Consider the following 17,516-nt stretch of genomic DNA (forward strand, 5'->3'; position numbering starts at 1 on the left):
GCGACACGCGCATGGACATCGCCTACCCCCACAGCAGCGGCACCTGCAAGCCCGTCAGCGCTGCACCGGAGGGTGCCTGCGACGCGCACATGCATGTCTACGACCGCCGCTTCGCGCCGTCCGGTTCGCCGGATGCCATGGTCGACAGGGCCACCGCCGACGACTACCGCGTGGTGCAGCAACGCATCGGCATGCAGCGCACAGTCGTCGTGCAGCCGCGCGTTCACGGCACCGACAACAGCGTGACGCTGGACGCCATCCGCGCGCTCGGCGCCGCGAGTGCGCGAGGCATCGCGGTGGTCCGGCCCGACGTGACCGACGCCGAGCTCGAGCGCCTGCACGCGGGCGGCATTCGCGGCATCCGTTTCACGCTCTATACGTCGACCCACGCGGCGACCGATTTCTCGATGGTCGAGCCGCTGGCGCAGCGCGTGCACGCCCTGGGCTGGCATGTGCAGCTGCACTGGAGCGCCGACCAGATCGCCGGGTACGCGGCAATGCTGGCGCGCCTGCCTTGCACGGTCGTCTTCGACCATCTCGCGCGGCTGCCGCTGCCCGGCGCGCAGTCGCATCCCGCCTTCGGCGTCGTCAGCCGGCTGCGCGACAAGGGCCGCGCCTGGATCAAGCTGTCCGGCGCCTACCTCGATTCGCAGCTGGGCGCCGAAGGCGGCTATGCCGACACGACCGGCATCGCACAGGCCTGGGTCCGGCAGGCCCCCGAGCGCGTGGTGTGGGGCAGCGACTGGCCCCATCCGACCGAGCCCGTCGCCAGGAAGCCCGACGACGCGGTGCTGTTCGACCTGCTGAGCCAATGGGTTCCCGACGAGTCCGCGCGCCGCCGCGTGCTCGTCGACAACCCGGCGCTGCTCTACGACTTTTCCTGAAACTGCAAATAAAGACCGAGACATCCGAATGAAGAAGAGACGCGTCCTGACATCGATCGCCGCCGTTGCCGCCTGCGTGCCCCTGCTGGGCTGGGCCGCATGGCCCGACAAGCCGATCCGCATGGTAGTGCCGTACGCCGCGGGCGGCGGCGCCGACAACACCGCGCGCATCGTCGCGCAGCAGATGAGCATCGCGCTGGGCCAGCAGATCGTCATCGACAACAAGCCGGGCGCGGGCGGCGTGATCGGCGAGGACAACGTGGCCAAGGCGGCCGCCGACGGCTACACCGTGCTCTACGACGCCTCGGCGTTCTCGGTGAATCCGTCGCTGCGCAAGCTCCCCTTCGACGCGGCGAAGGACTTCATTCCGGTGTCGCTGGTCGCCACCGCGCCGCAGATCCTCGTCGTGCCCGCCACCGCGCCGTACAAGACGGTGGCGGAGTTCCTGGACTTCGCGCGCAAGAACCCCGGCAAGCTGAGCTTCGCCTCGGCGGGCGGCGGCACCGGCTCGCACCTGGCCGGCGAGGCGCTGAACGAGCAGGCCAGGGTCAACCTGATGCACGTGCCCTACAAGGGCGGCGCACCCGCGCTGACCGACGTGATGGGCGAGCAGGTGTCGGCCTACTTCGGCAACGTGGCTTCGACGCTGGGCTACGTCCAGTCGGGCAAGCTCCGTGCGCTCGCCGTCAGTTCTGCCAAACGGGTGCCCGGCTTGCCCGACACGCCGACGCTCGGCGAGTCGGGTCTGCCGGGCTACAACGTCGTCGAATGGAACGGCGTGTTTCTTCCCAAGGGCACGCCGCCCGATGTCGTGCAGCAGCTCGGCAAGGCCGTGCAGGCGGCGATCAACGAGCCCAAGGTGAAGCAGAAGCTGCTGCAGCTTGGCCTGGAGCCCGCGGGCAGCACGCCCGAGGCGTTCTCGAAATTCGTGCAGGACGAAACGGGCAGGGTGAGTGCGCTGGTGCGGGCGCGCAATATCCGGGTCGACTGAGTCCGATCGCGTCTTCCGAACTATGCTCTCGGCTCGAACTTCTATCCAGGAAGAAAACATGAACAAGTCGGGCACGAACCAAGGCCAGCCGGCCTCGGAACTCATCTCGGAAAGAATCGCCGAACTCGGGGACTGGCGTGGGAAAGCCCTCGGCAGGATGCGCAAGCTCATCCAGGCCGCGGACCCGGACGTCGTCGAGGAGTGGAAGTGGATGGGTACGCCGGTCTGGTCGCACGACGGCATCCTCTGCACTGGCGAGTCCTACAAGGACAAGGTGAAGCTGACCTTCGCCAAGGGCGCGTCCCTGGAAGACCCGGCCCGTCTCTTCAACGCGAGTCTCGGCGGCAACGCGCGCCGCGCGATCGACATCCACGAAGGGGAAGAAGTCGACGCGTCCGCCTTCCAGGCGCTCGTCCGCGAAGCGGTGGCGCTCAACGGTTCCGCCAAATCGAAAGCGCCGAAGAAAAAGGCGAAGTCCTAACTACCAGAAGGCGTCGTCTTCACGTTCACGCACGACCTGTAGGCGGTGTTCGGCGATCTTGCGGATCAGCGCCTCCGGCAGGGGGGCGTCGTAGGGAACCTGAAGGGTTTCCTTGGTGGTCCTGTGCTTTTCCAGTTCCTTGCGAAATGCCTCCAGCGCCGCCGCCGATGGCGCGAAGTCGAGGTGTGCCTTGTGCGCGGAGAAAGCGAACAGGAATCGGGGCTCCACGAAGAAAGGGGTTCCCCACTTGATCGCCTCCTCGGCCTCCGGCGCGACGCTCTTGAGGATCGCGTACAGCCGGCGCAAATGCGGCTGGCCCTCGCGTGGGGCCGCCTGTATGTACGCGGCGATCGTGGTCGGACGCTCGCTTGCCATCGTTTGTGCCTCGATTCAATTCTTTCCTGCGATTGGAGCGACTGCGAACAGGTTCGTCAATGACGTGGACCCGGCAGCGAGACCGCCTGCAGTCGGCCAGCAGCCGCCCTTCACCAGCGTCGGCTTTACGGAACTACTGAGGGAACGCGCTCCTGCAGGCGTACAGTCGAGCATCGAGCCCACACAACGGCCGCGGCAGGCAGACTGACGCAGGCAGCCGCCGCAGCCATATCGGGGCTCTCCACGAATGGAGGTCGAAGATGGCCCAGTATGCAATTACCGCTGTTCACTTCAGTGGCGGAAAGATGGATCTCGTCGCCATTCACCAGGTGGTGGAGAAGGAGTTCGGCTCTACAGAATTTGCCCTTGGCACGGTGCAGCGAATCAGCCTCGGCGAATGCGTCAATCTCATTGCTGCCGGCGAGGAAGTGTGCCTTGCGCGGCGCACCGAAAGCCATGCCTGGGAAGTCATTTGCGACGTCAAGCTCTTGCCGGGCGGGGCCGGCATCACCGGCGTCGACGTTGTTGATCATCCCAACGATGCGTTGCAGAGCCTTCCTGTGTGGGACTAGATAGCCTGGTATCTGTGCTGGAATGCCGCCGCTTTGAAGGGCGGCGTGCGGCCATGATCGGTCGCTCGACTTGAAGCGCTGAACTTCCGGTTCAGACTGGTTGCACTTCCTCAAACATCAAACAGTCGCTTGGCCATGCTGTTGGTGACGACAACGAAATCCGATACCGGCCGATCCCGGAAATAGTCCTTGAGATCCGCGATCAATCGATGGAGGTACGGGGGCTTCGCGGCACCGTAGATGTCGGCAACCATCAGCACAGCCGGTGGTAGATCGTCCGAAATGGGCCGTCGCACCAAACTGGCCCCATCGGCGTTCAACTGGCCAATAGGCCTCATGTTGAGGACAGCTGCGCCAAATCCTGCGTTCACCGCTGCACGAACGGTGTCGTATGACCTTGTGCGAAAGCTGACATGCGGCTTTGTTGCAAACGCGTCGAACAGCGTCATGACCCAGGTTGACGTCTCAGGCAGGTCTAGAAGAACAAGCGGTCTTTTGGCCAGGTCTTCCACGGACACCGACTTTCGAGCGGCCAGCGAATCTGAAACATGCAAGAGCGCATGAGCTGGAGCCATGCAAATCGGCGAGACCCCGTCTCCCATTTGGGGGCCGACGTTGTAGGTGACCACGGCATCGACCGTTCCCTCGGCCAGCCATTGCCGCAGTTCAGGCTGGTTTCCCTCCATCAGCGAGACTTCGGCGTATCCCTCCCGGTCTCGAAGCCGAGCCAGGAAGTCGGCCATGAACTGAGAACCGAGTGATTGAAAGCAACCGATCCTCAAGGTCCTTGGGGCCCGCGTTCCCAGATCACCCATCGCACGCACAAAGTCCGACTGCGCGGACAGCACCACTTGCGCGGCGCTCACAAACCGGTTGCCAATAGGGGTTAGCCGTACGCCTCGGGCCTGCTTGCGATCGAACAGTCTCAACTTCATCTGGGACTCGGCCAAGTCGATGGCCGCGAGGATGGACGATTGCGCAATCCCCAGAGCCTGCGACGCGGCAGAAATGCTTCCCAGCCTGGCCGCTTCGCAAACATAGCGCATCTGTCGCGGCGTGATCTGCGTCGGGCCCGTACGCGCGACGCCGGGCTCACTCGACCCGCTCGTTGGGGGCTGTGGGCCCCGTTTTGAGTCTGCACCTGCCAGCGGCATGCGTCACCTCCGTTAATACAAAAATGCGAGAAACAAGATCTCATTTATACATTAAGTTGTAGTTTTTCCGAGGCCTGTCTACATTTCATCGAAATCAATCGGAGACAAATAGCGATGGAAGTTTCTAGCTGGCTGTGGCCACACGCACCCGAGCTCTGTCGGCTGGGCGCAAGCGAGCTTTCCGAGGCCTATCGGAGTCGGGCGCTCTCGCCTGTGGAAGTGGCAGAGGCCTGCCTCGAAAGAGCGCAGAAAGTCGATGCAGTCTTGAACGCCTTCACCTTCATCGACGAAGAGCGGGCGCTCGAGCAAGCTCGGGAATCGGAAGAACGCTGGCGGAAGGGCAAGCCTGCATCATCCGTCGATGGCGTGCCGGCCACGGTGAAGGACACCGTATGGGTGAAAGAGTGGCCCCTTCACTTCGGCAGCAGCGCGGTCCAGATCGATTCGTGTGCGATGGATGCTCCCTCGGTCGAGCGTATGCGGCGAGCCGGTTCGGTTTTCCTCGGTCAGACGACAACACCGGAGTTTGGATGGAAAGCGGTGACCGAGAGTGCGAGATTCGGAACCACGCTAAATCCCTGGAACCCCGCGTTGACTCCAGGCGGATCGTCGGGAGGCGCCGCTGTCGCTGCCGCGACTGGCGCTGGTGTTTTTCATGTTGCTACAGACGGCGGTGGCTCGATTCGCATTCCGGCCGCATTCTCTGGCGTTTGCGGTCTCAAGCCCACCTTCGGCCGAGTGCCGGCATACCCGCTCAGCGTTTTTGGAACGGTTGCGCATCTTGGTCCGATCGCGCGCCACACGAACGACCTCGCCGCCATGCTGCTTGCGATGAGTGGCCCCGATTCTCGCGATTGGCCACAGGGTGCCGGCGCACTCGATCCTGTCCGAGGGACAACAGACATCGTGTCAATCGACGGCATGAAGGTCTTGGCGTGGCGGCAACCTGCCAGCGGACCATTGGCTGCGTCCGTTCAAAGGGTGTTCGAGAAAACCATCTCCGTCCTCTCCGGAGCTGGTGTCCAGACAGGGGAGTACAGCCTGCCGCCCGGTGATTGGATTGAAGTGTTCCATCGGCACTGGTTCTCCGGTGCTGCTTGCAGGCTCCGCCAGATGACCGAACAACAGCGCTCTACCGTCGATCCCGGGCTGGTCGAGGTCTACAAGGAAGGCTCCCGCCTGACCGCAGTGCAGCTCGTCGAGGCACAGACACAGCGTGCTCTCCTTGGCGCATCCATCGAAGAGGCGTTGCAGGGGTGCGACGTGATCATCTCTCCCGCCGTAAGCATCGAACCATTTGCAACTGGAACGGATGTGCCTGAATGGAGCTCCTGCRAGTGGTCCACGGAGTGGGCAGGCTTCACTTACCCGATCAATCTTGGCCAGCAGCCCGCCTGCGTCATTCCGATGGGGCTGACCGAGAGCGGCGGACCGTGCGGACTGCAAATCATCGGCGCTCGCGGCGCGGATCAGCAGGTCCTGAATGTGGCTGCAGCCATGGAGCGGCTCATCCGATTCACACCATGAGCGAGCTGATAGTCACCCTCCTGAATGCGCTCACGCTCATCAGCATTCTCATGCTTGTCGCGTTGGGGCTTGCCGTTGTCTATGGCTTGCTCAACGTCATCAACATGGCCCATGGCGAATTTGTTGCGCTAGGTGCGTACTGCCTTGCACTCATCAATGCGCTCGGGTTCGGATTCTGGTGGGCGCTGCTGGTGGCGCCAGTTGTTGGCTATGGGGTGGGCGTGGTCATCGAATGGTGTCTTGTCAGGCACCTCAAGCGCGACGCGGTGGCCACCATTCTTGCAACCTGGGGCCTGAGCCTGGTTATTCGGCAACTTATTCAAATCGCCTTCGGTGCAGCGCCGAGACCCGTCACATCACCGTTCGATGGTGCTGTTTCCATTCTGGGAGCGAGCTATCCCGGGTATCGGCTCCTCCTGATAGGCATGGCCGCGGGGGTGCTGGTTCTCTGCCTCGCGTTCTTCTACAGGACGGCTCTTGGACTCGACATGAGAGCCATCATGCAAAACCGGCCGATGGCCGAATCTCTTGGGGTAGACACGGGACGTGTGTCGCTTCACGCATTTGGGTTGGGGGCCGCGCTTGCAGCCATAGCTGGCGTCATGCTCGCCCCGCTGACGGTCGTCGTACCGCAGATGGGGATCAACTATCTCGCGCGATCTTTCCTGGTGGTGATCGTGGGTGGGTCTGGCAATGTCGCCGGCGTGGCGGCCGGCAGCACCCTCATCGGCGGTCTCGAAACCGTGCTGACCTATGAGCTTTCCCCAGCAATTGCACAGGCGCTGGTGTTGGTGCTTGCCGTCGTCCTGCTTCGCTATCGACCCACCGGCCTGATCCGCGGGAGGCGGGCATGAACACACGCTTCATTTCCGCAAGATCGGACCGCGGCTGGTGGATGTTGGCCGCCATCCTGTTCGTTGGACTCGCTGCTTGGCCGTGGTTGGATGTCGATTCCGCTTCCCTGCGGGACGTGCTGCTTCTTGCCTTGTTCGCTGTCGCGCTAGACCTGTTCTGGGGACGCAGCGGCATCCTGTCGTTCGGCCACGCCGCGTTCTTTGGCCTCGGGGCTTACGGAATGGCCATCACGACCGTCACCTATGGCTGGCCCGCATGGGCAGGCCTGCTCGCGGGCGTTCTCCTGGCCGGCGCGGTGGCCCTGGCCCTGGCTTACTTCCTGTTGGGCGGTGGCGTTCGCGGTGAGTACTTCACTGTCGTCACCCTCACGACATCGCTGGTCGCGCAGCAAATCGCGGTGGGTTGGTCCACAGTCACCGGCGGCGACTCGGGGTTGATTGGCGTCCCACCGCTGGGGGTGGGATCGTGGCAGCTGACCGATCCCATGGTGCAGTTCTATGCGGCGCTAGGCCTGTTGCTCGCGGTGGTGTTGCTGTTGCGGCGTGTCTTTTCGGGTGCGCGAGGCAGGTTGTTCATGGCCATAGAGGCGTCCGAGATAAAGGCCCAGACCCTGGGCTACGCAACCGCGGGGCACCTGATCGCGCTGTTCACCGGCTCGGCGCTCATCGCAGGGATGGCGGGCGCGATCTACGTGGCAATGAATGGCTTCGTGTCGCCCGACCTCATCGGCCTCTTGCTATCTACCGAGGTCATCCTCTGGGTGGCCACCGGCGGGCGGGGCGGCTTTCTGGGCGCGATCCTGGGAACCATCGTCGTCTGGCAGGTTCAGCGATGGGTTTCGTCCGTCAACCAGACGCTCTGGCCGCTGTTCATGGGACTGTTCTTCATCGTGCTTGTCTTCGCGCTGCCGCAGGGGCTGGAGCCATGGCTGCGAAAGGCCGCCGGCCTGTTCCGGCGGCACAGGCCCCAGGGGGCGCCACCGGATGCGACAAGCCCGGCTGTCGATTCCCGCGCCGGAGGGACCGAACGATGAGCGCGCTGCTCGAAGTCAAGGCGCTGGGCCGCGCTTTCGGCGGCGTCATGGCCGTTCAGGCCGTGGACCTGAAGGTCGCACCGGGGGAAGTGGCATGCATCATCGGACCGAACGGTGCCGGCAAGAGCACCCTGTTGAACATGCTGTGCGGTGTCCTGGCGCCCAGCCGGGGGGACATCGTTTTCGAGGGCGCGTCCATCCTGGGTTTGCGCAAGGCGCAAGTGGCCAGGCGAGGGATCGCCCGCAAATTCCAGGTGCCGAGCGTTTTCGAGACCTTGACCGTTGCGGAGAACCTCGAACTGGCGGCACGTGGGGCGGCCGCACGCGCATCGACACGGGCGCGCATGGAGCCCGCCGAGTTGTTGCGGCGGATCGAACTCGAAGAGGTTCGAGACCGCTTGGCGGGTGAACTCGCCCACGGGCAAAAGCAATGGCTGGAAATCGGGATGGCGTTGGCAACTGGGCCCAAGCTCCTGTTGCTGGACGAGCCGACGGCGGGTATGACGCCGGATGAGACTGCCAGCACCGCACGCCTCGTCCGCAGCCTGGCCGGAGAACTGGCCGTGCTGGCGATCGAGCATGACATCCAGTTCGTGCGCGACCTCGCCGCCCGAACCATCGCGATGCACCAAGGCAGGGTGATCGCGGAAGGACCGTTCGACGAAATAGCGGCTGACCCTTTGGTCAAGGAGGTTTACCTTGGACGCTGATGTCGCATTGAAGCTGTCCGGCGTACGGGCAGGATACAAAGCCCTGCCGGTCCTGAGTGGCATCGACCTGGAGGCCCGCCGCGGCGAGGTGCTCACCATTCTCGGGCGGAATGGTGCAGGGAAGACGACCTTGCTCAAGGCAGTGGCCGGCCATCTCGGCCTGACGGCCGGGTCCATTCTTCTGAATGGGCGAGAGATCGGGTCGTCGCCCAGTCACCGGATCGCCAAGTCCGGCCTGGCCTACGTGCCTCAGGGGCGAGGGATCTTTCCAGGCCTGACTGTCCTGGAAAACCTGACGCTCGGCACGCGCGCCAAGGCCACGGCCGGCGCGAGAGTGCCGGACCTCGTGTTCAGTCATTTCCCGGTCCTGGCCGAGATGCTGGGCAAGCCAGCCGGCGCCTTGTCAGGCGGCCAGCAGCAGCAACTCGCCATTGGGCGTGCGCTGGCGGGCGAGCCGGGCGTGTTGCTGCTCGACGAGCCGGCAGAGGGAATCCAGCCAAACATCGTGCAATCGCTCACCGAGCTGCTGAAGTCCCTCGCGCATGACCGGGGGCTGGCCGTGATCGTCGTCGAGCAGAACCTGAGCCTGGGGTTGGGTGCAGCCGATCGCTGTGTGGTGCTCGCCAAAGGCGCGGTCACCTTCGAGGCGCCGCCGAGCGCGTTCGAAGACGCCCAGCTTCTCGCGCGCCACTTGGCGATCTGAGGGCCGGGCATGTGCGCAGGCCTTTCCGTTGAATGTTTCAAGGCATGTGGCGGGCCTCGTCCCAAATCGCCGTAATCCACTCTTTGGAGGAATTTCTGATGATCACTTTGAATCGGCGCGACGTCCTGCGCATCACCGCGGCCGGCGCAATGGCGGCAGGGGCCCTTCCGGCCCTGTCGCAGACAAACCGTCCTGTGAAGATTGGCTTCCTTAGCGGGATGACCGGCCTTGAATCCATCTTGGGGGAAACGCAGCTCAACTGCTTCAAGCTCGCTGTTGACGAGGTCAATGCCGCCGGCGGCATCGCCGGTCGGAAAATCGAGTTCGTCGTGGAAGATGACCAGACTACCACCCGCGGCGCCATCGACAAGTCCCGCAAGCTGATCACCTCGGACAAGGTCGACGTGATCATCGGGTTGCTCGCCTCGTTGACGCACGTCGCGGCGCGCAGTGTCACCGGCCCGGCAAAGATGCCCTTGATCTACACGACCTACTACGAAGGAGGGGTGTGCGAACCCCATTTTTTCTCGACCGGACAAATCCCGAACCAGCAAATCGTTCCGACCGCCCGCTGGCTGACCAGCAACGTAGGGAAGTCGGTGTATGTGATCGGATCGGACTACATCTGGCCCAAGAAATCCACCGAGGCCGTGGACGCTGCGTTCAAGCAGCTCGGTGGCAAGCTCCTGGGAGCGGAGTTCGTTCCCTTCGGCACGCAGGACTTCGCCCCGGTCCTCAACCGGGCCAACGCCGCGAAACCAGACATCGTGTGGCTCATGGTTGCAGGCTCCGACGCCATCACTGCACTCAAGCAATTCAAGAGTTTCGGCATGAAGCAACAACTCGTGCACCAAGGCCTGGACGACGTCATTTCGAGTGCGCACCCGGAATTGACGGCGGGCGCGATCTCCAACCAGTCGTATTTCATGTCGCTCGACAACCCGAGGAACTTGGCGTTCGTCAAGGCGTACCAGGCGAAGTTTGGCGCCAAGGCGCCCGTGAACGCGATCGGTGAAGCGACGTACAACGCCGTGCACCTGTACGCGCTGGCGGTAAAGAAGGCGGGCACGACCGATCAGGCCAAGGTCCTCCCCGCGCTGAGGAGCGTGGAGTTCGACGCGCCGCAAGGCAAGGTGTCGTTCGCCGCGAACAACGTCATGAAATCCAACAGCCTTCTGGCGCGCGGCCGGCCTGACGGCAGCTGGGAAATCGTCCAGAACTTCGGCCAGATCGAACCCGGTGTGCCGGGCTGCAGCCTCGCTTGAACTGTCGCAAGATGAGCACGCCCGGATTTGGAGCGGCCCCGCCTGACAGCCTGGCGGAGGCACAACGAATGTTGCAGACAAGGGCCATCACTTCAGTAGCGCTGTGTGAAGCGATGCTGGAGCACATTCGGCGAGAGAACGGCCGGATTCGGGCGGTGCGTACACCGTTCGATGCGCGGGCCCGAGCCGACGCAGCCGAAGTAGACCACCTTCGCGCGCAAGGGCAGCCGATGGGCGCGCTCGCTGGAATTCCGTTCCTGGTCAAGGAGAACATCGACGTTCTGCCAGGACCGGTTTCTGCCGGGCTGGAATTCCTTGCCTCGCGCGTCCCTGACCAGGACGCTTGGATTGTCAAGAAATTGCGAAGCGCGGGCGCAATCGTTCTGGGCACTACCGTTAGCGATCCGGGTGCCTTTGGAGTTCGGACTGAGTACGTGAAGCACCCCAAGAATCCGGCGCTGACGGTTGGGGGGTCCAGTGGTGGCTCCGCGGCCGCTCTCGCGGCCGGATTCGCGTTCGCAGCATTGGGCACCGACACCGGTGGGTCGATCCGCATTCCGAGTGCATGTTGTGGCACCGCAGGCCTGAAGCCTACGATGGGTGCCTGGCGCAACGATGGCGTGCATCCCTTGGTTCGGGATCTCGATCATGTGGGGCCAATGGCGCGAACGGTGGCTGACCTCGCAATCGTCTGGAACGCCTTGGCGACTGGTGGAGCACCGCAGCAGCCTGCGAACGGTGCAATTTCGCTTCGGGTCGGATGGTGCCCAGAATGGCTCGCCTGGGCGCAACCCGATGTTCAACGCGAGTTCGAGCGTACGCTGCGCCAACTGGCTCAAGAAGGGTGCCAGCTCATCCCGATCCGCCTTCCGCGGCTGGAGGACGTTATCCACGTGCACGTCACGCATTTCTGTCACGAGGCGTGCAAGCTTCATCTTGAGGAGTTCGGCTACGCCCCGGACATGTTTCCTGCCGAGGCGCAGGAGGCGTTTCGAGCAGGTCGGTCGTTGAGCCGCGAAGAGCTGGATCGCGCAGAGGCGATTCGGAGGGGCTTGAGGAGTCAGGTCGATGAAGCTCTGGACAACGTGGACATTCTGGTCGTCCCGACGCTGCCCGTTCACCAGCCAGAGGTGAAGGCTGAGTCTTTCCAGATCGGGGGACGGTCGTTGGGGTTCACCCTGTCTCTTGTTTTGTTCACGAGCCTGTTCAACCACACGGGTCACCCCGTCCTTGCGACGCCAGCACCCGGCGCAGCGACAGACTCATTCCACGGGGTGCAGTGGGTCGGACGTTGGGGCACTGAACGATCGCTCCTCGAAGCAGTCGGGCGCCTCCTGGAGCAAGCGATATAGCGGGCGAAAACGGTGAGCAAAGCATTCTGGCCGACTCGCCTGGGACTGAATCGCCTTCGGCCTGTGGGTCCAGATCGCCGCCCCGTCAGCGCGCGAGCCAGCCGTTGATCTCGTCGATGACTTCGGCCTTGGCGCCGCCCGCGAGTGCCTGCAACCGTATCCGCGACATCAGGTAGACAAAACGAGCCTGCGCCAGATCACGCTGGGCGGAGACTTTCTGTTGTTCCGCATTCAGCACGTCCGGCAAGGTGCGGCTGCCGGCCTCGAACGAGCGGCGATTCGAGATGACGACCTGCTCTGCGGAACGCACCGCTTGTTCAAGGGCCTAGTACATGCGGAAGATGGGTTGCCTCAAGGTCAGCGCCTCGTTGCTGCTGGTGTAGTGCAGGTTGGAGGTGACGAGTTGCCCCGAGGCATCCGGCGAAGTTCTTTCCAGCCAGTTCCGATAGCGCGAGACACTCGCCGACACGTTGGGAAGCAGTTGCGCGCGGGCCTGCGGCAGGCGCTCGCGCCGGGCGTCGGTGGCTGCCCGCACCGCCCGGATCGTCGAGTCTTGTTCCAGTGCTTCCCCATAGGCCTGCGACAGGTCGAGCGACCAGGCCTGCCCGGAGAGAAGGCCGGCGGCAGCAGCGAATGCCAACTGGTTTTTCTTCACCTTCATTCTTCCGTCATCGAGGCGGCGATGCGCTTGGTGAGCGGATGCAAAAGGTAGACGAGCAGCGAGCGCTCCCCTGTCTTGAAGACCACCTCGACCGGCATGCCCGGCTGCAGCGAGCGCTTGCCGAGCTTCTTCAGGCCCTCTTGCGTCACGGCCACCCGCGCAAGGTAGTAGCTCGCGTTGGTCTGCGGGTCGACCAGCAAGTCACCGGAGACCGAAACCAGCTTGCCCTGCACCACGAGCTGCGGAGAATGGGCAAAGTTCGAGAAGCGCACATCCACCGGTATGCCGGCGCGGACGCGGTCGATCAAGTGGGGCGGCACTCTGGTCTCGAGCAGCAAGGGCTCGTTGGCAGGAACCACGTCCATCAGTTTTTGCCCCGGCGAGATCACGCCGCCAACGGTCTGCGCCACCAGTGCCACCACCTGGCCCGAAGCGGGCGAGCGGATCTCGGTCCGGCCCAGTTCATCGCGCAAGGCGACGAACTTCTCGAAATCTCCAAGCACTTCGCGGCTGACTTCGGCCTGCTGAGTCTCCACCTCCTTGTGGTACTCCTGCTGCCGGGCAATGGCACGCTGGCGAAGCTCCGCGACCGACCGCCGGGCCCGGCCCATGTTGCCGATGAGTTCGGCAATGGAGGTGTTCGATTCCGCAACCTGGCGTTCCATCTCCAGCTGGCGATTGCGCGGGGCAAACCCTTCGCCGACCATCTTGCGCGTCTGGGTCAGTTCTTCGTTGAGAAGCGACAGCTGGGTTCGGCGGCTGCCCAACATGCTTGAATAAGCTTGAGACAACTCTTGCAGGCCCTGGATGTTCTCTTCGATCGATTGCAGATCGGCGCGCAAGGCGGCGCGGCGAGACCTGAGCAGGTGCTCCTGGTTGAACATCTGTTGCCGGATCAGCGGATCCGAGGCAGCCGTCTGCAAGTCCGGATGAAAGTCGATGGTGTTCTGATCCGCCTGTTCCGCCAGCAGCCGACTCTGTATGGCACGAAAGCCCAGGTAGCGCTGCCGCACCGTCTCGAAGCTCGCCCTCGCCGCGGCGTCGTCGAGTTTGAACAGCAACTGGCCCTCCTGGACCTGATCGCCCTCGCCGACCCGCACCTCCTTGAGGATGCCGCCGATCTGGTGCTGGACAGCCTTGCGCTTGGTGTCGATGGCCACCTGCCCCTGGCTCGGCACGCCCTCGTCCAGCGGAGCAAACGCAGCCCACAGCAGAAACCCGCCGAATCCAGCCGCCAGTGCCCACGCGCCGATGCGCCCTGCGCGGCCGAACTCGTTCCTGAGGTCATGTGCATCATCCTGCGACGGGTCGCTGTCCCCGACCGGCAAGGGGCTGGAAGTGACGTCCCTGAGAAGATTCGGTCTGGCCATTTGGAGCTCCGGAAGATGGATCGATGACAGGGCTGCGCCGCCTCAAGCCGACTGCACCAGGGCCGCTGTTCGCACGGCAGGCTGCGGGCGACGAGAAGACGCGAGCACGGCATCGCGCGGCCCGTCCGCGGCCAGTACGCCATCGCTCAGGACCATGAGGCGGTCGGCCACGGAAACCGCGCCTTGGCGGTGCGTCACCAGGAACACCGTTTTTCCCTTGGCCTTCAGTTCCCGTATGGCTCGCACCAGTGCTGCCTCCCCGGCATCGTCCAAATTGGCATTCGGCTCATCCAGGACAATGAGCGAAGGGTCGCCATAGATCGCACGCGCGAGTCCGATGCGTTGCCTTTGCCCGCCGGAAAGCAGCTTGCCTGCGTCCCCGATGAGGGTGTCGTAGCCTTTCGGAAAGCGCAGGATCGTCTCGTGCATGCCGGCGCTGCTTGCGGCCTCGATGACCTTGCGCGAGTCGATCTCGCCGAGCCGCGCGATGTTTTCGGCAATGGTGCCGCCGAACAACTCCACGTCCTGCGGCAGATAGCCGATATGCGGCCCCAGCTCCAGACGATTCCAGCCACCGATCGGCACCCCGTCGAGCAGCACCGTGCCGGAAGATGCGCTCCAGATGCCCACCATCACCTTTGCCAGCGTCGACTTGCCCGAGCCCGAAGGGCCCAGCACCGCGACCACGGTTCCTGCGGGAACCGCAAACGAAATATTCTTGAGGATCGGTGTCGTTCGCCCCGCGGCCCCTGCAGAGACACCTTGCAAGCCGATGGTGCCGGTCGGTCCGGCCCGGGAAGGAACATGGTCCTGTTCGGGGAATTCGTCCAGCAGTCTTTCGAGCCGCTGGAATGCGCTGCGGCAGGAGACAAAGCCACGCCACGTGCCGACCAGCTGGTCGATGGGCGCCAGTGCGCGGCTCATCAGCACGTTCGCCGCAATCATGGCGCCTGCCGACAGCTGGCCGTCGATCACCAGCAGCGCGCCTGCCCCCAATGCGAGCGACTGTTGGCTGTAGCGTATGAATTTGCTCCAGCCGGCAACGCGGTTGATGAAGCCCTGCGCCAAGGCGCCCTTGTCCATGGAGGCCGCGTGCTGGCGATTCCAGCGCTTTTGCAGATTGGCGATCATGCCCATCGATTCGAGCACCTCGATGTTTCGAAGCTTGCCCTGCAGGTCGCCGATCGTCTCGCCCGCGGCTTTCAGGACCTCTTCCGCCGGCGCAACGGTCTGCCTCTGGCCGAACCACGCCAGTGCCGCCTGGACCAGCGCGAACCCCAGCGCGAGGACCCCGAGCCAGGGATGAAGAAAGAAGATCACCGCGATGTAGATCGGCGTCCAAGGCGCGTCGAAGAGCGCAAAGACGCCCGGGCCGGTGAGAAACTGGCGGATCTGGTTGAGGTCTGCGAAGGGCCTGGACTTGTTGGACGCCGGCTGGCCGAGATAGGCCTGGAAGCTTCCGTTGAACACCCGGGTGCTCAGTTGCCGGTCGAAACGCAGGCTGGCCCGCACCAGCAGGCGCGAGCGCAGCCATTCCGACAGGGCCAGCGCCACGAACAGGAGCAGCGTGATCAAGGACAGCGCGAGCAAGGTCAGTTCGCTTTGGCTGGACAGCACGCGATCGAATATCTGCAGCATGTAGAGGGTCGGCGCGAGCATGAGCATGTTGGCCAGGAAGCTCAGCGATCCGACCAGCAGGAACTCCCTTCGGAACCCCCAAAGAGCGCGCGCCAGTTCGCTGCGGCTGAAGAACGATGGTTTGTTCATGGCTGTGGGCTCGCCTCTGGCGCGACGCTCGCGGCGTTTGCCGCCTTGCGCACGCGCTCCATCGCCTGCTCACCGGCTTGCCGCAGTGCGGCCAATACTTCGTCGCGTGCGCCGAACCCCTGCATCGCGCCATCGCACAGCACCAGCATCTTGTCGGCCACGGCCAGCACACTGGTGCGGTGCGTCATGACGACGAGCGTGGTACCGCGCGCCTTGAGTTTCAGAATGGCGGCCGTCAATGCGGCGTCACCGGCGTCGTCGAGGCTCGAATTCGGCTCATCGAGCACCACCAGCGCGGGCTCGCCGTAGATCGCGCGCGCCAATGCAACCCGCTGCCGCTGCCCACCCGACAGCACCGTGCCTTCGGGCCCGACGGGGCTGTCGTAGCCCAGCGGAAGGCTCGTGATGTAGGCATGCAGGTCGACGGCCAACGCGGCCTCCTTGACCTTCGAAGGCCGCACCTCCCCGAAGCGCGCAATGTTCTCGGCCAAGGTGCCTTCGAGCAGATCCACGTCCTGGGGCAGATAGCCGATATGCGGGCCGAGCTCGGTCTTGTCCCACGCGAACACATCCGCGCCGTCCAGCCGCACCTTGCCGCTCGTCGCCGGCCAAAGGCCGACGATGAGGCGTGCCAGGGTCGTCTTCCCCGCGGCAGAGGGACCCACGACGGCGAGTACCTCGCCAGGCAAAAGGCTGAATGCGATGTTCTTCAGGATGGCCGAGCCGTTGCCCGGAGCGCCTGCAACAAGGCTTTCGACTTGCAGCGCGCCTTTGGGCGGCGGCAAGGGCATCGTCTCCGGCCGCGGCGCGATGGCGCTCAACAGGCTGCCCAGCCGCTGCCATGCGTCGCCCGCGTGGACCACCATGCGCCACTGCGCCGCCAGCAGCACCAGCGGTGCCAAGGCCCGGCCGCCCAGGATCGAGCCGACCACCATCATTCCGGCGTCGCCGTTGAGCTGGTTCTTCAGCAGCAGCCAGGCACCGAGGCCGAGCAGCAGGGAACCCATGGTGACCTGCATGAACTTGCTGACGGCCTGGTAGGCCCCGGCGTTGTCCGAGGCCAAGGCCTCGCGTTGCAGGAAGTCGCGCCGCTTGCTCATCCAGCGGCGATGGACGTCCCGCAGCATGCCCATCGACTCGATGACCTGCGAGTTTCGGAGCGCGGCGTCCGCATACTGCTGCGCCTCGATCGCGCATCGATTGGCCGACACCAACGGCGGCCGCGTGCTCCGGTCGTTGAGCCAGCCCACGAACACCTGCAGCAGCGAGCCCACCACGGCCGACCAGCCCAGCACGGGGCTGATGGCAAACATCAGCCCCATGAAGACCAGCGCAACCGGCGCTTCCATCAGCGCCAGCAACGGCGGTGAATACAGGAATTCCCGCAGGGTCCGAAGGTCGTTGAGCGGCTGCACGGTGCCGCCCGGCAAGCGCTTGAGACCGGCTTCGAAGATGGCGACGAACACGCGGTCCCGCAGCTTCTGATCGAGCTTCTGCCCGGCCCGGTACATCACCTCCGCGCGTGCCCAGTCGAGCACTTCCATCAGGCAGTAGGCGGCCAGGACCAGCAACGTCAGCATGGCCAGCGTGAGCGTACTGCGGCTGTTCACGACGCGTCCATACACCTCGAGCATGTACGCGCTCGGAGCCAGCAGCAAAAGGCCCGAGCACACACTGAACCAGGCGGCCCGCACGAAGTAAGGGTGGAGCGTTGTCACCGCCTGCCGCAATTCGCCAGACTTTTCCTGGGGCTTCATACCACCTCGCAGGTTCGACATCCATACGCCTGAGCACAGGCCAAGTGAGAAGGGGGCCG

Annotated in this window: 16 protein-coding genes and 1 pseudogene; 11 read left to right on the forward strand and 6 right to left on the reverse strand. The window is 64.1% G+C overall.

Annotated elements, in window-relative coordinates; genetic code table 11:
* Positions 1-11: 11 nt before the first annotated feature.
* Genes AC1DXX_RS04370 through AC1DXX_RS04380 form a run of 3 tightly spaced genes read left to right on the forward strand, consistent with a single transcriptional unit; the run spans position 12 to position 2,356 of the window.
* A complete protein-coding gene (locus AC1DXX_RS04370; protein WP_478132941.1) occupies positions 12-884 on the forward strand; it encodes an amidohydrolase family protein in 873 nt (290 codons plus the stop codon).
* A 28-nt stretch (positions 885-912) separates the two neighbouring features.
* Positions 913-1,875, forward strand: coding sequence for a Bug family tripartite tricarboxylate transporter substrate binding protein (locus AC1DXX_RS04375; RefSeq protein ID WP_478132942.1), 963 nt, complete (start codon positions 913-915; stop codon positions 1,873-1,875).
* Positions 1,876-1,933: 58 nt separating this feature from the next.
* Positions 1,934-2,356 carry a DUF1801 domain-containing protein gene (locus AC1DXX_RS04380; RefSeq protein ID WP_478132943.1) on the forward strand — a complete coding sequence of 141 codons (423 nt, stop codon included), beginning with the start codon at positions 1,934-1,936 and terminating at the stop codon, positions 2,354-2,356.
* Here the strand turns inward: AC1DXX_RS04380 and AC1DXX_RS04385 are convergent, their stop codons facing one another.
* Complete coding sequence (locus tag AC1DXX_RS04385; protein ID WP_478132944.1) at positions 2,357-2,731, reverse strand: iron chaperone; 375 nt, start codon at positions 2,729-2,731, stop codon at positions 2,357-2,359. It abuts the gene before it with no gap.
* 260 nt (positions 2,732-2,991) lie between these two features.
* Between AC1DXX_RS04385 and AC1DXX_RS04390 the strand changes: the two genes are divergently transcribed.
* On the forward strand, positions 2,992-3,303 hold the full coding sequence (locus AC1DXX_RS04390; protein WP_478132945.1) for a hypothetical protein: 312 nt from the start codon (positions 2,992-2,994) through the stop codon (positions 3,301-3,303).
* A 110-nt stretch (positions 3,304-3,413) separates the two neighbouring features.
* Here AC1DXX_RS04390 and AC1DXX_RS04395 read toward each other — a convergent pair whose 3' ends face one another.
* Positions 3,414-4,457, reverse strand: coding sequence for a LysR family transcriptional regulator (locus AC1DXX_RS04395; RefSeq protein WP_478132946.1), 1,044 nt, complete (start codon positions 4,455-4,457; stop codon positions 3,414-3,416).
* Positions 4,458-4,571: 114 nt separating this feature from the next.
* On the opposite strand from AC1DXX_RS04395, the gene AC1DXX_RS04400 reads away from it, so the two are divergent.
* From AC1DXX_RS04400 to AC1DXX_RS04430, 7 genes are all read left to right on the forward strand, one after another.
* A complete protein-coding gene (locus tag AC1DXX_RS04400; protein ID WP_478132947.1) occupies positions 4,572-5,984 on the forward strand; it encodes an amidase in 1,413 nt (470 codons plus the stop codon).
* The gene (locus AC1DXX_RS04405) at positions 5,981-6,838 is read left to right on the forward strand and encodes a branched-chain amino acid ABC transporter permease (protein ID WP_478132948.1); all 858 of its coding nucleotides are present in this window, start codon (positions 5,981-5,983) and stop codon (positions 6,836-6,838) included. Before AC1DXX_RS04400 ends, AC1DXX_RS04405 begins: the two co-directional genes overlap by 4 nt.
* Positions 6,835-7,872 (forward strand): branched-chain amino acid ABC transporter permease, encoded by a 1,038-nt coding sequence (locus AC1DXX_RS04410; RefSeq protein ID WP_478132949.1) that lies wholly within the window; start codon positions 6,835-6,837, stop codon positions 7,870-7,872. Before AC1DXX_RS04405 ends, AC1DXX_RS04410 begins: the two co-directional genes overlap by 4 nt.
* Positions 7,869-8,582, forward strand: a complete 714-nt coding sequence (locus AC1DXX_RS04415) for an ATP-binding cassette domain-containing protein (protein WP_478132950.1) — start codon at positions 7,869-7,871, stop codon at positions 8,580-8,582. Before AC1DXX_RS04410 ends, AC1DXX_RS04415 begins: the two co-directional genes overlap by 4 nt.
* Positions 8,572-9,285 carry an ABC transporter ATP-binding protein gene (locus tag AC1DXX_RS04420; RefSeq protein ID WP_478132951.1) on the forward strand — a complete coding sequence of 238 codons (714 nt, stop codon included), beginning with the start codon at positions 8,572-8,574 and terminating at the stop codon, positions 9,283-9,285. The genes AC1DXX_RS04415 and AC1DXX_RS04420 overlap by 11 nt, the downstream gene beginning before the upstream one ends.
* A 98-nt stretch (positions 9,286-9,383) precedes the next feature.
* Complete coding sequence (locus tag AC1DXX_RS04425; RefSeq protein WP_478132952.1) at positions 9,384-10,550, forward strand: substrate-binding protein; 1,167 nt, start codon at positions 9,384-9,386, stop codon at positions 10,548-10,550.
* Positions 10,551-10,561: 11 nt separating this feature from the next.
* Entirely contained in the window at positions 10,562-11,902 is a 1,341-nt protein-coding gene (locus AC1DXX_RS04430) for an amidase (RefSeq protein WP_478132953.1), read from the forward strand.
* 85 nt (positions 11,903-11,987) lie between these two features.
* Here AC1DXX_RS04430 and AC1DXX_RS04435 read toward each other — a convergent pair.
* The 4 genes and pseudogenes from AC1DXX_RS04435 to AC1DXX_RS04450 form a co-directional block, all read right to left on the reverse strand.
* Positions 11,988-12,563, reverse strand: a pseudogene (locus tag AC1DXX_RS04435) (TolC family protein).
* Positions 12,560-13,933: an HlyD family type I secretion periplasmic adaptor subunit gene (locus AC1DXX_RS04440; RefSeq protein ID WP_478132954.1), complete on the reverse strand. Its 1,374-nt coding sequence runs from the start codon at positions 13,931-13,933 to the stop codon at positions 12,560-12,562. The pseudogene AC1DXX_RS04435 and the gene AC1DXX_RS04440 overlap by 4 nt, the downstream one beginning before the upstream one ends.
* 42 nt (positions 13,934-13,975) lie before the next feature.
* Complete coding sequence (locus tag AC1DXX_RS04445) at positions 13,976-15,700, reverse strand: type I secretion system permease/ATPase (RefSeq protein WP_478132955.1); 1,725 nt, start codon at positions 15,698-15,700, stop codon at positions 13,976-13,978.
* Positions 15,697-17,457 carry a type I secretion system permease/ATPase gene (locus AC1DXX_RS04450; protein WP_478132956.1) on the reverse strand — a complete coding sequence of 587 codons (1,761 nt, stop codon included), beginning with the start codon at positions 17,455-17,457 and terminating at the stop codon, positions 15,697-15,699. The genes AC1DXX_RS04445 and AC1DXX_RS04450 overlap by 4 nt, the downstream gene beginning before the upstream one ends.
* Between the last annotated feature and the right edge of the window lie 59 nt (positions 17,458-17,516).

The organism is Variovorax sp. P4_B10 (assembly GCF_056402375.1).

Coding starts and splice junctions, on each gene's coding strand:
- AC1DXX_RS04385 (WP_478132944.1), bottom strand. CDS start 2,731: ATGGCAAGCGAGCGTCCGACCACGATCGCCGCGTACATACAGGCGGCC.
- AC1DXX_RS04395 (WP_478132946.1), bottom strand. CDS start 4,457: ATGCCGCTGGCAGGTGCAGACTCAAAACGGGGCCCACAGCCCCCAACG.
- AC1DXX_RS04380 (WP_478132943.1), top strand. CDS start 1,934: ATGAACAAGTCGGGCACGAACCAAGGCCAGCCGGCCTCGGAACTCATC.
- AC1DXX_RS04375 (WP_478132942.1), top strand. CDS start 913: ATGAAGAAGAGACGCGTCCTGACATCGATCGCCGCCGTTGCCGCCTGC.
- AC1DXX_RS04405 (WP_478132948.1), top strand. CDS start 5,981: ATGAGCGAGCTGATAGTCACCCTCCTGAATGCGCTCACGCTCATCAGC.
- AC1DXX_RS04430 (WP_478132953.1), top strand. CDS start 10,562: ATGAGCACGCCCGGATTTGGAGCGGCCCCGCCTGACAGCCTGGCGGAG.
- AC1DXX_RS04440 (WP_478132954.1), bottom strand. CDS start 13,933: ATGGCCAGACCGAATCTTCTCAGGGACGTCACTTCCAGCCCCTTGCCG.
- AC1DXX_RS04450 (WP_478132956.1), bottom strand. CDS start 17,457: ATGAAGCCCCAGGAAAAGTCTGGCGAATTGCGGCAGGCGGTGACAACG.
- AC1DXX_RS04370 (WP_478132941.1), top strand. CDS start 12: ATGGACATCGCCTACCCCCACAGCAGCGGCACCTGCAAGCCCGTCAGC.
- AC1DXX_RS04415 (WP_478132950.1), top strand. CDS start 7,869: ATGAGCGCGCTGCTCGAAGTCAAGGCGCTGGGCCGCGCTTTCGGCGGC.
- AC1DXX_RS04425 (WP_478132952.1), top strand. CDS start 9,384: ATGATCACTTTGAATCGGCGCGACGTCCTGCGCATCACCGCGGCCGGC.
- AC1DXX_RS04410 (WP_478132949.1), top strand. CDS start 6,835: ATGAACACACGCTTCATTTCCGCAAGATCGGACCGCGGCTGGTGGATG.
- AC1DXX_RS04390 (WP_478132945.1), top strand. CDS start 2,992: ATGGCCCAGTATGCAATTACCGCTGTTCACTTCAGTGGCGGAAAGATG.
- AC1DXX_RS04445 (WP_478132955.1), bottom strand. CDS start 15,700: ATGAACAAACCATCGTTCTTCAGCCGCAGCGAACTGGCGCGCGCTCTT.